13 protein-coding genes are annotated in these 13,216 nt (G+C 71.8%); 8 read left to right on the top strand and 5 right to left on the bottom strand.

What is annotated here, in order from left to right; genetic code table 11:
- Positions 1-40 precede the first annotated feature (40 nt).
- The 4 genes from JW613_RS25875 (at position 41) to mmsB (ending at position 4,998) form a co-directional block, all read left to right on the top strand.
- Positions 41-1,015: a hypothetical protein gene (locus JW613_RS25875; RefSeq protein WP_185016410.1), complete on the top strand. Its 975-nt coding sequence runs from the start codon at positions 41-43 to the stop codon at positions 1,013-1,015.
- Between the two features lies 1 nt (position 1,016).
- Positions 1,017-2,135: a multiple monosaccharide ABC transporter substrate-binding protein gene (gene chvE / locus JW613_RS25870; protein WP_209213317.1), complete on the top strand. Its 1,119-nt coding sequence runs from the start codon at positions 1,017-1,019 to the stop codon at positions 2,133-2,135.
- A gap of 71 nt (positions 2,136-2,206) precedes the next feature.
- Positions 2,207-3,742, top strand: a complete 1,536-nt coding sequence (gene mmsA / locus JW613_RS25865; RefSeq protein WP_209213394.1) for a multiple monosaccharide ABC transporter ATP-binding protein — start codon at positions 2,207-2,209, stop codon at positions 3,740-3,742.
- 8 nt (positions 3,743-3,750) lie between these two features.
- Positions 3,751-4,998 carry a multiple monosaccharide ABC transporter permease gene (mmsB, locus tag JW613_RS25860; protein WP_180289575.1) on the top strand — a complete coding sequence of 416 codons (1,248 nt, stop codon included), beginning with the start codon at positions 3,751-3,753 and terminating at the stop codon, positions 4,996-4,998.
- A 158-nt stretch (positions 4,999-5,156) separates the two neighbouring features.
- Here the strand turns inward: mmsB and JW613_RS25855 are convergent, their stop codons facing one another.
- A complete protein-coding gene (locus JW613_RS25855) occupies positions 5,157-6,005 on the bottom strand; it encodes an SMP-30/gluconolactonase/LRE family protein (protein ID WP_209213316.1) in 849 nt (282 codons plus the stop codon).
- Positions 6,002-6,775: an IclR family transcriptional regulator gene (locus JW613_RS25850; protein ID WP_209213315.1), complete on the bottom strand. Its 774-nt coding sequence runs from the start codon at positions 6,773-6,775 to the stop codon at positions 6,002-6,004. The genes JW613_RS25855 and JW613_RS25850 overlap by 4 nt, the downstream gene beginning before the upstream one ends.
- Positions 6,776-6,877: 102 nt before the next feature.
- Here JW613_RS25850 and JW613_RS25845 point away from each other — a divergent pair, with 102 nt between their 5' ends.
- Entirely contained in the window at positions 6,878-7,108 is a 231-nt protein-coding gene (locus JW613_RS25845; RefSeq protein ID WP_209213314.1) for a DUF6480 family protein, read from the top strand.
- Between the two features lie 13 nt (positions 7,109-7,121).
- Here JW613_RS25845 and JW613_RS25840 read toward each other — a convergent pair whose 3' ends face one another.
- Complete coding sequence (locus JW613_RS25840; RefSeq protein WP_209213313.1) at positions 7,122-7,829, bottom strand: VOC family protein; 708 nt, start codon at positions 7,827-7,829, stop codon at positions 7,122-7,124.
- Positions 7,830-8,150: 321 nt separating this feature from the next.
- Between JW613_RS25840 and JW613_RS25835 the strand changes: the two genes are divergently transcribed.
- The 3 genes from JW613_RS25835 to JW613_RS25825 all read left to right on the top strand — a co-directional run bounded on the left by JW613_RS25835 (position 8,151) and on the right by JW613_RS25825 (position 11,327).
- Positions 8,151-9,167 carry a SigB/SigF/SigG family RNA polymerase sigma factor gene (locus JW613_RS25835; RefSeq protein WP_209213312.1) on the top strand — a complete coding sequence of 339 codons (1,017 nt, stop codon included), beginning with the start codon at positions 8,151-8,153 and terminating at the stop codon, positions 9,165-9,167.
- 120 nt (positions 9,168-9,287) lie between these two features.
- On the top strand, positions 9,288-9,992 hold the full coding sequence (locus tag JW613_RS25830) for an HAD family hydrolase (protein WP_209213311.1): 705 nt from the start codon (positions 9,288-9,290) through the stop codon (positions 9,990-9,992).
- Between the two features lie 138 nt (positions 9,993-10,130).
- On the top strand, positions 10,131-11,327 hold the full coding sequence (locus tag JW613_RS25825) for a cytochrome P450 family protein (RefSeq protein WP_209213310.1): 1,197 nt from the start codon (positions 10,131-10,133) through the stop codon (positions 11,325-11,327).
- 46 nt (positions 11,328-11,373) lie between these two features.
- Here JW613_RS25825 and JW613_RS25820 read toward each other — a convergent pair whose 3' ends face one another.
- Positions 11,374-12,282 (bottom strand): serine hydrolase, encoded by a 909-nt coding sequence (locus JW613_RS25820; protein ID WP_209213309.1) that lies wholly within the window; start codon positions 12,280-12,282, stop codon positions 11,374-11,376.
- Positions 12,279-13,187 (bottom strand): LysR family transcriptional regulator, encoded by a 909-nt coding sequence (locus JW613_RS25815; protein WP_209213308.1) that lies wholly within the window; start codon positions 13,185-13,187, stop codon positions 12,279-12,281. Before JW613_RS25815 ends, JW613_RS25820 begins: the two co-directional genes overlap by 4 nt.
- Between the last annotated feature and the right edge of the window lie 29 nt (positions 13,188-13,216).

Below are 13,216 nucleotides of genomic sequence, written 5' to 3'. Positions count from 1 at the left end.
CGCCCCCCGCGTGGCCTCTGTCCCGTACCGAAGGAGCCCTGTGACCACCAGCACCACCCCCCGCCTCCCCGGCGAACCCGCGCTCAGCGCGCTGGAGCTGGCCGTACCCCGGCCCGAGCCCGCCGACGCCTCCCCGCACACCTTCCCCGACGGCGGCCGCTGGCGCACCGAGGTGCCCTCCTGCGAGGGGCCCGAGGCGCTGGCCGTCGTCCTCAAGGAGTCCGCACGGCTCGATGTACCGCTGCACCGCATCAGCCAGGGCAGCGGCATCTGGATGCTCACCGACGCCGAGATCACCGAGATGGTCGAGGCGTGTGCCGAACGGGACATCGAGCTGTGCCTGTTCACCGGTCCGCGCGGCACCTGGGACACCGGCGCCGCCACCCGCACCGACTCCGGCGGCGGCGGGCTGCGGGCGCGCGGCCACAGCGCGCTCGCCGGCTGTGTGGAGGACGCGGTGCGCGCCACCGAACTGGGCGTGCGCTGCCTGCTCGTCGCCGACGAGGGCGTGCTGTGGACGCTGCACCGGGCGCGCGCCACCGGCATCCTGCCCGCCGACACCACGCTCAAGGTGTCCGCGCTGATCGGCCCGGTCAACCCCGCCTCGTACGCCGTCTACGAGCGGCTCGGCGCCGACTCGCTGAATGTGCCCAGCGATCTGACGCTCGACCACCTCACCGAGATCCGACGGGTCAGCGCGGCCCCCATGGACATGTACATCGAGGCGCCCGACGACCTCGGCGGCTATGTGCGGATGTACGAGCTGGCCGAGCTGATCCGGCGCGGCGCCCCGCTCTATCTCAAATTCGGGCTGGCCAAGGCCCCCGGCCTCTACCCGTCCGGACGGCACATGCGCGACACCGTGCTGGACACGGCGCGGGAGCGGGTGCGCCGCGGGCGGCTCGCGCTGGATCTGCTGGCCCGGCACGGCGCCGAGGGCGGGATGTCCCCGCTCGGCTCCCGACTGCCGGGCACGCTGCACCGCTTCGAGCACACCGAGCCTGGAGGGAACTGACATGCGCACCCGCAGATGCCGTATCGCCGCGTCGGCGGTGCTGGCCGCCGCGCTCACCGCCGCACTGACCTCCTGCGGTCAGGAGGCCCGCGGCGGCAGCCGCTACCAGCCCGACAAGGGCAAGGGCGGCACCATCGGCCTGGCCATGCCCACCAAGTCGTCCGAGCGGTGGATAGCCGACGGCAAGAACATGGCCAAGCAGTTCCGCAAGGCCGGGTACAAGACCGACCTGCAGTACGGGGACGACAAGGTGGAGAACCAGGTCGCCCAGATCGAGAACATGATCACCAAGGGGCACCGGCTGCTGGTCATCGCCGCCATCGACGGCTCAGCCCTCACCAATGTCCTCAAGCGGGCCGCCGACGCCAACATCCCGGTCATCTCCTACGACCGGCTCATCCTCGGCACCAAGAACGTCGACTACTACGCGTCCTTCGACAACGAGCGCGTCGGCGAACTGCAGGGCCAGTACATCCTCGACCGGCTCAAGCTGAAGAAGCCGGACAAGAGCGCGGACAAGCACTACAACATCGAGCTGTTCGCGGGCTCGCCCGACGACAACAACACCAAGTACTTCTGGAACGGCGCCATGAAGAAGCTTCGGCCCTTCATGAAGTCCGGCCAGCTCGTCGTGCGCAGCAAGCAGACGAAGATGAACCAGGCCACCACGCTGCGCTGGGACGGCGGCACGGCGCAAAAGCGCATGGACGACCTGATCAGCAAGAACTACGGCAGCACCGACGTGGACGCGGTGCTCTCGCCCTACGACGGCATCTCCATCGGCATCATCTCCGCGCTCAAGAGCGCCGGCTACGGCAGCAAGCGCCACCCGCTGCCCATCGTCACCGGGCAGGACGCCGAGCTGGCCTCGGTCAAGTCCATCGTCGCCGGACAGCAGACCCAGACCGTCTTCAAGGACACCCGTAAACTCGCCAAGCAGGCCGTGCAGATGGGCGACGCCGTACTGACCGGCAAGAAGGTGGAGGTCAACAACACCACCGACTACGACAACGGCAAGAAGGTCGTCCCCGCCTACCTGCTCAAGCCCGTCTCCGTCGACAAGACGAACACCCAGCTCCTCATCGATGAGGGCTACTTCACCAAGGGGCAGCTCAAGTGAGCCCGGCAGTCGACAGCGCGAGCGGCGCCGCCGGCTCCGACGGCGCGGAGCGGGAGCGCCCCGTCCTCGAAATGCGGGGCATCACCAAGACCTTCCCCGGTGTCAAGGCGCTCAGCGACGTCAACCTGACCGTGCGCCCCGGTGAGGTCCACGCCATCTGCGGGGAGAACGGCGCCGGGAAGTCGACGCTGATGAAGGTGCTCAGCGGCGTCCACCCGCACGGCAGCTACGAGGGGGAGATCCTCTTCCAGGGCGAGCCGGTGGCCTTCAAGGACATCCGCGCCAGCGAGCAGCGCGGCATCGTCATCATCCACCAGGAGCTGGCACTGGTGCCGTTCCTGTCCATCGCCGAGAACATCTTCCTCGGCAACGAACAGCGCGGCAGCGCGCGCGGCCTGGTGGACTGGAACGCCACCATGCGGCGGGCGGCCCAGCTGCTGCGCCGGGTGGGTCTGCGGGAGAACCCGCAGACCCCGGTGGCCGACATCGGCGTCGGCAAGCAGCAGCTGGTGGAGATCGCCAAGGCGCTGTCCAAGGAGGTGAAGCTGCTGATCCTGGACGAGCCCACCGCGGCGCTCAACGACGAGGACAGCGCCACCCTCCTGGACCTGATCCTGGAGCTGCGCGAGCAGGGCATCGCCAGCATCGTCATCTCCCACAAGCTGGGCGAGATCCGGCGCATCGCCGACACCGTCACCATCCTGCGCGACGGGCGCACCATCGAGACGCTGACCGTACGGGAGCACCCGGGCGACACTCCCGAGCTGTCCGAGGACCGCATCATCCGCGGCATGGTCGGCCGCGATCTCGACCACCGCTTCCCCGACCGCACTCCCTTCGAGGGCGAGCACAGCACGGCCCTGGAGGTGTCCGGGTGGACGGTCCGGCACCCCGTCGACCAGCAGCGCAAGGTCGTCGACGACGCCTCGCTGACGGTGCGCCGGGGCGAGATCGTGGGCATCGCCGGGCTGATGGGCGCCGGCCGTACCGAGTTGGCCATGTCCGTCTTCGGCCGCTCCTACGGGCGCTACGAGTCCGGCACCGTGCGGGTCGCGGGCCGCGAGGTACGCACCAGGACGGTGCCGGCGGCGATCGACGCGGGCATCGCCTATGTCACCGAGGACCGCAAGCAGTACGGGCTCAACCTCCTCGACACCATCAACCGCAACGTCTCGCTGGCCTCGCTGTCGGAGCTGGCGCGGTACGGCGTGGTGGACGAGCACCGGGAGAGCTCGGTCGCCGAGCGCTACCGCAAGTCCATGAACATCAAGGCCCCCACGGTCCACGAGCAGACCGGCCGGCTCTCCGGCGGCAACCAGCAGAAGGTCGTGCTCAGCAAGTGGATCCACGCCGACCCCGAGGTGCTGATCCTCGACGAGCCGACCCGGGGCATCGACGTGGGCGCCAAGTACGAGATCTACACCGTCATCGACAAACTCGCCGCGCAGGGGAAGGCCGTGCTGTTCATCTCCTCCGAACTGCCCGAGCTGCTGGGGATGTGCGACCGCATCTACACCATGGCCGAGGGCCGCCTCACCGCCGAGATCGACCGTGCGGACGCCACCCAGGAAGTCCTGATGCGCCACATGACCCGGAACAGAAGCTGAGGCCCGCCATGACCACCACGACCAAGCCCACCTCGCCCACGCCACCCGAGGACGCACCGCCCCCGGTGCAGGCCGCCGTACGGTCGGCGGGAGCCGTGCTGCTGGAGAACATGCGCGGCCATATGCGGCAGTACGGCATGCTCACCGCGCTCGTCTTCATCATCGTGCTGTTCCAGATATGGACGGACGGCACGCTGCTGCTGCCGAACAACGTCTCCAATCTGATCCAGCAGAACGGCTACATCCTCATCCTGGCCATGGGCATGATGATCGTCATCATCGCCGGTCACATCGATCTGTCCGTCGGCTCACTGGTGGCCTTCGTCGGTGCGATGTCCGCGGTGATGATGGTCAAACACGACATGCCATGGGTGCTGGCGCTGGTGCTCTCGCTGCTGATCGGCGCGGTCGCCGGGGCCTGGCAGGGCTTCTTCATCGCCTATGTCGGCATCCCGTCCTTCATCGTGACGCTGGCCGGGATGCTGCTCTTCCGCGGTCTGACGCAGATCGTGCTGGAGGGCCAGTCGCTGTCCCCCTTCCCGTCCGGCTTCCAGAACCTCGCCAAGGGCTTCATCCCCGAGATGGGCCCCTACACGCAGTACCACAACCCCACGCTGGTGATCGGCCTGGTCGCCATCGTCTTCCTGCTGCTGCGCGAACGCCGGGACCGCAAACGGCAGTTGGCCTACGAGCTGGAGGTGCTGCCCACCGGGCTGTGGATCGCCAAGTGCGTGGCCCTGGTCGCCGCCGTGGTCGCCTTCACCCTGACCCTCGCCAGCTTCCACGGCGTCCCGGTCGTCATGCTGGTGATGTGCGGCCTGCTGATCGGGCTCGGCTATGTGATGCGCAACGCCGTCGTCGGCCGCCACGTCTACGCGCTGGGCGGCAACAAGGCCGCGGCCAAGCTCTCCGGAGTCAAGGACCAGCGCGTCACCTTCCTGGTCTTCGTCAACATGGGCGTGCTTGCAGCGCTGGCCGGCTGTGTCTACGCGGCGCGGCTGAACGCGGGCACCCCGCAGGCGGGCCTCAACTTCGAGTTGGAGGCCATCGCCGCCTCCTTCATCGGTGGCGCCTCCATGAGCGGCGGCGTCGGCACCGTGATGGGCGCCGTCATCGGCGGTCTCGTGCTGGGTGTCCTCAACAACGGTATGTCCCTGGTCGGCATCGGCACCGACTACCAGCAGGTCATCAAGGGTCTGGTGCTGCTCGCCGCCGTCGGCTTCGACGTCTGGAACAAGCGCAAGGCCGGTCGTTGACCGGCAGTTGTCCCGCATGAGGGGCAGCCCCTTCATATTCGGCTTTCGCCGGGGAGGGGCTGCCCCTGGTTGTGCGTTGCGGTCTGCCGGTCGTTTGTGGCTGGGCGCGCAGTTCCCCGCGCCCCTTCGGGGCGCGGGCCCCCGTCGGGGCGTCGGTGTCAGCCCGCGAAGGGGGGTTGTGCCAGCCCCGTGCCCGCTGCTGGCAGGACCAGGAGGGAGCCGTCCTGGGGGGTGGGGGCCGCAAGGCCCACGCGGGCCGTGGTGATGTACAGATCACCGAGCCCCGCGCCGCCGAACGCACACGCCGTGGGCCGCCGGACGGGAACGGGGACCACCCGGTCCAGCACCCCCTCCGGGGTGTAGCGCCGCACCGCGGCGCCGTCCCACAGGGCCACCCACACGCAGCCGTCCGCGTCCACGGTCAGCCCGTCCGGGAATCCGGCGCCCTCCTCGACCGAGACCAGCGGGCGCCGGTCGGCGACGACGGCGCCGCCGTCGCGGACGTCGAAGACATCGATACGCCGCGTAGGAGTGTCGACGTAGTACATCAGCGTCCCGTCCGGGCTCCAGCCGGTGCCGTTGGAGACGGTGACCTCGTCGAGGGCGGTAGTGGCGGTGCCGTCCGGGGCGAGCCGCACCAGCGAGCCGCCGCCGGGCGTCTCGTCGTAGTACATCGTGCCCGCCCACAGCGCGCCGTCGGGAGCGACTGCCGCGTCGTTGCCGCGGCGGCCGGGCGCCGGATCGCGCCGCAGCCAGGAGAAGCGGCCGTCCGCCTCGTACAGCCCGACACCGTCGCGCAGATTGACGACGACTCCGCCACCCGCGCGCGGCTTGGCGGCGCCCACATGCTGTTCGGTGGCCATCACGGTGCGGTCGCCGGTCGCCGGGTCGAAGGTATGGACCCGGGAGGCGAGGATGTCCACCCAGAGCAGCCGTCCGGCCGCGGTGTCCCAGGTCGGTCCCTCACCCAGCTCGGCGGACGCGCGCAGTGCCGTCTCCACCCTCATCGCAGCCCCCTGTGGCCCAGTCTCTCGGACAGTCGTACCGCACCGCGCCGCGCCAACTCCGCCAGCTCGGCGCGGCGCTCCTCGCTCCACCGGATCAACGGTACGGAGATGGACAGCGCCGCCACCACCCGGCCCGAGCGATCGCGTACGGGCGCGGCCACACAGCTGACATCGGGGTTGGACTCGCTCTCCTCGACGGCGAACCCGCGCTCGGCGATCCGGGCCAGTTCCTCGCGCAGTGTCGCGGGGTCGGTGATGCTGTTGGACGTCATGGCGCGCAACTCGGCGTCGTCCGGCATCCGGGCGGCGAGTTCCTCGGCGGGCAGCGAGGCGAGCAGCATCTTGCCGACCGCAGTGCAGTGGGCGGGCAGCCGCCGGCCGGCGGCCGAGACCATGCGCACCGCCTGGGTGGAGTCCACCTTCGCGACGTAGATGACGTCGGTGTCCTCCAGGATCGCCACATGTACCGTCTCCTCGCAGGTCTCGGCCACCGAGCGGGCCACCTGCTGCCCCTCGGCCGCGAGGTCGAGCTGTTCGGCGTACCGGCTGCCGAGCTGGTAGGCGCGCACCCCCAGCCGGTAGTGGCCCGCCTTGCCCGGGACGGGTACCAGGTAGGAGCGGGCGGTCAGGGTGCCGACCAGTTCGTGCACCGTGGTGCGGGGCAGGCGCAGCCTGCGCACGATGTCGGGTGCCGAGAGTGTGCCGTCCCCTTCCAGGAACAGCTCCAGAATGTCGAGCGCCCGGGTCACAGCGGGCACGAGCCGTCCCATGGCCCCTCCTGTTCGAGATATCAACAATCGATCGAAGCTCCGAACAGTCTATCCGGGGCCTTGCCAGGTGTACGAGGGTGCGTCGAGGTCCACCCGGAAGGTATGACGTACGCCAACCCTGACCCTGAACCGAAGCGGACCACCGGCCTGGAGGAGGGCGGCCAGGTTCCGCCCGGCGAGACCCCGCCCGCCGAGGGCGGCCTGTCCGAGACCGGCCCACGCGAGACCCACAACCCGACCAAGGGCTGGAGCACGGTACCGGTCGTACTCATCGGGATCGTCGTCGCCGCCGTCCTCGTCTTCTTCGTGGGCTACCTCATCGGCCTGCTGTAGCCGGTGGACAGCCCTACGCGGCGACGACGGTGAACAGCGCCCCGTGCGGGTCGGCGAGGGTGGTCCGGCGGGCCTGTGCGCCCCCGGGAGCGGAGAGGGCCCTGCCGCCCCGCCGGACGGCGGCTGCCACCGTCTCGTCGGGGTTCGGCGTCCGGAAGGCGATCTCCCACCTCGGGCAGGTCTCCGGATCGGCGTCCCCAGGCCGCGCGCCGCCGCGCAGATCGGCGTACGGCCACCGGGCGCCGTCCGGCGGCCAGCCCAGCACGGCGCTGTAGAAGGCCGCCACGGCGTCCGGCTCGCAGGTGTGCAACGACAGCTCCACCGGCGCGTCCTCGGCACCGGCGCTCCACTCCGCGGGGGCCTCGCCCTGCCACAGGCCGAACGCCGCACCGCACGGATCGGAGCCCACGACCGTCCGGCCGCTCCCGGTCTCCAGCGGGCCGACGGCCACCGTGCCGCCGCACTCGGCCATCAGTTCCGAGGCCTTGTCCACGTCCTCCACCAGGAAGAACACCGTCCAGCGCACGGGCAGCCCGCGCGCCGCCGCGGCCTCGTTCAGCCCGGCCACCGGCCGGCCCGCCGCCGTGGCCACGCGGAACTCCGGGGCGAGGGCGCCCTCCTGGAAGGACCAGCCCAGCGCCCCGCCGTAGAACTCCTCGGTGGCCTGCCGGTCGTGGGTCGTCAGGCTGACCCAGCACGGCGCACCCGGTCGAACCGCCATTACGCTCCTCCTCCGCAGCCGCCACACACGCGTCGCGAGCGGCGGCCCGGTGGCCGCCGCGCAGAAGGCCCGGGTGCCCGTCCCGATCACCGGCAAACGCCGCCCACCGGGCCGGCGACTACGGTGGGTCCGCCGTGCGCTCACCCACTGCAAACAGTCTGACCTGCGAAGATGCCGTGCGGCGTGGTTTGTGTCACGGTGAAATCGGGCCCGCTGAAGACCCGGCGGCGCCACCTTTGGATCCTGTCCGGAAGCGGACTGGGGGATCGCTTCTCGCCTGTCTTACACAGCACCCATGTGAGACGTGGGAGTGAGCAGCCCATGAACACCACGCGGTTCCGCACCACCGAGGACACCGTCACCCCTGCCACCTCGACCGAGGGCAGCGACGCCCCGGGCGCGGCGGACGCTCCTGACGCCGCTGACGCCCCATACGCCGCGGAGGCCGCCGATGACACCGCGGCCGCCGCGGAGGGGACCAGCACCGTGTCCCACGCCCCTCGTCGTACCCGCCACGACGCACCCGACACCGCCGCCGACTTCGCCGAGTTGGTGAAGCTGCCCGAAGGCTGCCCCGAGCGGCAGCGGCTCCAGGACTGTGTGGTCACGGCCTGGCTGCCGATGGCGCACCGGCTCGCCCGCAAGTTCCGCAACCGCGGCGAGTCGCTGGAAGACCTCGAACAGGTCGCCGCGCTGGCCCTGGTCAAGTCCGTCGAACGCTACGACCCGGCCAGGGGCAACGCCTTCGAGACCTTCGCCATCCCGACGATCTACGGCGAGCTCAAGCGGCACTTCCGGGACAACATGTGGGAGATCCACGTCCCGCGCCGTGTCCAGGACCTGCGCAACCGGGTCCGTGCGAGCATGCGCGAACTGGAGTTGACCTGTTCCGGACGGTCACCCACCGTGGCCGAGCTGGCGGCCCACAGCGGCCTCAGCGAAGAGGACATCCTCACCGGCATGGAAGCGCTCCAGTGCTTCAACTCGCTCTCCTTGGACGCGCCCGTCTCCTCCGAGGCGGGAGGCGCGGGGGACGGCAGCGGCGACGGGGCGATCTGCCTGATGGACACCCTCAGCTCGGACGAGACCGGCTACGACCACGTGGTCGACCGCGAAGCGGTCCGGTCCTGTCTGTGCCGACTCCCCGAACGGGAGCAGCGCCTGCTCTACCTGCGCTTCTTCCGTGAGCTGACCCAGTCGCAGATCGCTCGCCGGCTGGGCGTCTCCCAGATGCACGTCTCCCGCCTCCTGGCCGCGGCCTGCCGCCGGGTGCGGGAGGAGATCGAGGAGGAGCGCGACGAGCAGGAGGCCTCCCACTCCCCGCGCGCCGCTGCCTGAGCGCGACCCGAACGGGGCGCGCGGACCCGCGCGGCGGCGCGGTGTGCCCCGCACATCGGTGACCGGACCGGCGCATCGGCGGCGGGCCGGACCCTTCGACCTGGCCGGAGGCGAGCAGACATGGCCATGGCGCGCCCGTCACCGCACCGCCCGCGAGCCGTCGCCTTCGACGTGCTGGAGACGCTGATGCGGCTCACCCCGCTGGCATCCCGCTTCGAGGAGATCGGGCAGCCGGCGGCGGCCGCCCACCCCTGGTTCCTGCGCGTGCAACGCGACTGCATGGCCCTCGCGCTCAGCGGGGACACCGCGGATTTCCTCCGCGCCGCCCGCCAGGCGCTCCGGGTGGAGAGCGGCCGGTCCGTCTCCGAGGAGGGCATCACCCATGTACTGGAGGGCATTCCCGCGCTGCCCGCGTACGACGACGCGCTCCCTGCGGTGCGCCGGCTGCGCGAAGCGGGACTGCGGACCGGCTGTCTGACGGTCGGCGACGCGGCGGTCACCCGTACCTTCCTGGAGCGCAACGACCTCGCCCCGCACATCGATCATGTCGTCACCGCGGCCGAGGCGGGCGGATGGAAGCCGGCGCCGGTGCTCTACCACGCGGCGGCCGAGCGGCTGGGTGCCTCACCCGCCGGCACGGCGGTGGTCGCGGTGCACGCCTGGGACTGCCACGGCGCCGCCCGTGCGGGCTGCGTCACCGGCTGGTGCGCCCGGCTGGAGGGCGAGCACAGCGACATGTTCGCGCAACCGCACGTGCGGGGCGAGGACTTGACGGAGGTGGCCGACAAGCTGCTCGCCCTGCCCGCCGCCCCGCCGGGGAGTTGACCGCCGTCTGTCGGGCGACCGGCCGTAGGACCGTCTCCGCAGGGGTGTCGTCGTGCGCCGGAAGGCCGGGTTCTAGCCTGTGCGCCGGCACTTCGCGCCAGTTCCCGGCCGGTTCACAGATCTGACGGAGAGACGAGAATGACGGCACTGCCGCAGCCCTTCGACGAGTCGTTCCTCGCCATGCCGCACGCGGTCTACAGCAAACTGCGCGACGAGGCCGCCGTGCACCGGGTGACGCTGCCCGACGGGGCGGACGTCTGGCTCGTCACGCGGGACCAGGACGTGCGCGCCGGTCTCGCCGACGCCCGGCTGTCCGTCAACAAGGCGCACTCCACGGGCGGTTACCAGGGCTTCGCCCTTCCGCCCGCGCTCGACGCCAACCTCCTCAACCTCGACCACGACGACCACATACGGCTGCGGCGGCTGGTCGCCCAGGGCTTCACCCCCCGCCGGGCCGAGGCGATGCGCGCCGGTATCCAGGCGGTCGCCGACCGGCTCGCCGACGGTCTCGCACAGCGGCTGGAGAGCGACGGGGTGGCCGATCTGGTGCGGGAGTTCGCCTCCGAGCTGCCGCTGACCGTCGTCTGCGACCTGTTCGAGGTCCCCGAGGCCGACCGGCGCCCGTTCGCGTCCTGGGTGGCGACGATGCTCGCGCTGGAGAGCCCGCAGCAGGTGGGCGAGGCCATCACGGCGATGCACGACTTCCTGCGCCGGCTGGTGGCACAGCGCCGGAGCGCGCCCGGCGACGATCTCCTCTCCGCGCTCATCGAGGCCCGCGACGAGGGGGAGGGGGACCGGCTCTCCGAGGACGAGCTGTGCTCCCTCGCCTTCCTCGTCCTGGGCGCGGGCATCGAGAACGTGCAGCACCTGCTGAGCGGCGGACTCCTCGCCCTGTTGCGGCATCCGCGACAGCTGGCCGCGCTGCGCGGCGACTCCTCGCTGCTGCCCGACGCGGTCGAGGAGCTGATGCGGTACGCGCATCCGAACCTGACGGCGATCCGGCGGTTTCCCACCGAGCCGGTGGAGTACGGCGGTGTGCCGATCCCGGCCGGTGACACGGTGCTGCTCTGCCTGGCCTCGGCCAACCGCGATCCGGCCCGCTACGAGGCGCCCGAGCGGCTGGACATCCGCCGCCGCGACAACGCCCACCTGGCGTTCGGCCAGGGCATGCACTACTGCCTGGGCGCCCCGCTCGCGCGGATGGAGATCGGGCTGGCCCTGGAGACGCTGCTGGCCCGCTTCCCGTCGCTGCGTCTGGCGGTGGAGCCCGACGAACTGCGCTGGCAGACCTCCTTCCGCTCGCACGCGCTGCGCGAACTGCCACTGACCGTCTGAGGGGACAGCAGCGGTGTGCCGGTGTGCCCGCCCCCGGCGCCGGAAGCTACTCCCTCCCGCGCAGATGCTCGACCGCCGTGCGCGCCGCCGCACCGATGACCGCGTCGGCCCGCGGCAGCCGCCGGTCGGCGCGGGCGGCCTGGGTGAAGACGACGGCCGTGTACGCGCGGCCGTCGGCCAGCTCGACGACTCCGGCCTCGTGCCGCATGGCACCGAATGTCCCGGTCTTCCCGTACACCGCCACCTCGTCGTACGGGAAGCCCGCCGCGAGCCGGTGCTGGAAGGGCTGCAGCCCCATGCTCCGGCGCACGAAGGCGCAGCTGTCGGGGGAGGCGGCCTCGTCCAGCCAGACGGCTCGCAGCAGACGCGCCATCTCCGCGGGAGTGGTGGCGGTCGCCCACGCGGGATCGTAGACACCGGGCGGTGCCGCCCGGTCGTTGTCGGCGATCCGGGCCAGCGCCGCGTCCACCGACTCCGCGCCGGTCCGGGCCACCAGCCGGGCCAGGGTGCCCGCCGCCCCGTCGTTCAGCCGGGTGCGGACGAGGCCCAGCGCCCGGCAGGTGTCCTCGACCGCGGTGCTGCCCACCTGGCGCAGCACCGCGTCGGCCGCCGCGTTGTCGGAGATGCTCAGCATCATGACGACCAGATCGCGCAGGGACATCGTCACCTCGTCCCGCAACTGGGAGATACCGGTGGGGCCGGGCAGCCGGTCCTGGGGCGGCAGGGTGACGCGCTGCCGCGGGTCGAGCACGCCCGCGTCCACCTGGCGGCAGTAGGCGACCGCCAGCGGCACCTTGTACACCGAGCCCATCAGCACGGTCTCGTCGGCGTCGACGGTCACCCGCGCCGTGGGCCGGCGCAGTTCGGCCACATGGAGCCAGCCGCGCACCCCGGCGTCGTCGAACAGCGCGCGGAGGGTGCGTTCGATGCCCCCGGTGGAGGCGGTTGCGGTCATCGGGAGCCCTCCCGGGCCGGACGGCCGGCCGACGCCAGCGCGTCGACCAGTACGCCGGCCGCTTCGCCCGGGTGGGCGGCGACCGGGCGCCGCGCGTCCCACACCACGCGCAGCCGCAGCGGCAGCGCCGGGGCGGCGGTCGGTTGCCGTACGACACCGTCGGCCGCGAGGGCGTCGTCGGCCGTGACCAGCACCGCCTGACCGGCGGCGACCAGTGCCAGCCCGGCACGCTCGTCCGAGACCACCACCGTCTCCATCCGCCGCCCCCGGCCCGCGAGGGCGTCCACGAACAGGTCGTACGCCGCTGGGGCTTCGGCCCGGGGCCGGACCGCGTAGGGCAGCGTGCGCGCGGCCCGTGCGGCGTTCGCCCGTCCGGCGGGATCGCCGCCCGTCCCCTCCGGGGTCAGCAGCCAGGTCGGCAGCAGCGTCACCGGGCCCGCCTCCAGACCGTGCAGCACGGCCGGGTGCCGGACGACGGCCAGGTCCAGCCGCCCCGCGGACACGTCCGTGAGCAGGGCGGCCGTCGGTGCCGTCACCACCGAGATCCGGCCGCGGGCCCCGGTCCTGACGGGCGCAGCGGACAGCGAGGCGCCGAGTGCGGGTGGCAACTCGGGCGGCAGGCCGAGCCGGAGGCGCTGCCCGTCCGCCTGTTCCCTGGCGCCGGTCTCCCGCAGTTCGGCCAGCGCGGTGAGCGCCCGGCGGGCGTGCGGGAGCAGCAGCGTGCCCTCCTCGGTGAGGGAGACCCCGCGTCCCCGGTCGAACAGCCGCACCCCCAGCAGCGCTTCCAGCCGCCGCAGCGCCTGCGAGAGGGGCGGCTGGGTGATGCCCACGCGCTGCGCGGCGTCGCCGAAGTGCCCCTCCTCCGCGAGCGCGACGAAGATTTCCAGGTGCCGCTCCGTCAGCATGCGCCCCCCATGGTCTGCGGTGATACGCC

This window comes from Streptomyces smyrnaeus (assembly GCF_017676345.1).
In the GTDB taxonomy this organism is placed as follows: Bacteria; Actinomycetota; Actinomycetes; order Streptomycetales; family Streptomycetaceae; genus Streptomyces; species Streptomyces smyrnaeus.
The sequence above is the reverse complement of the archived record's forward strand: the minus strand, read 5'-3'. Positions and strand labels throughout refer to the sequence as shown.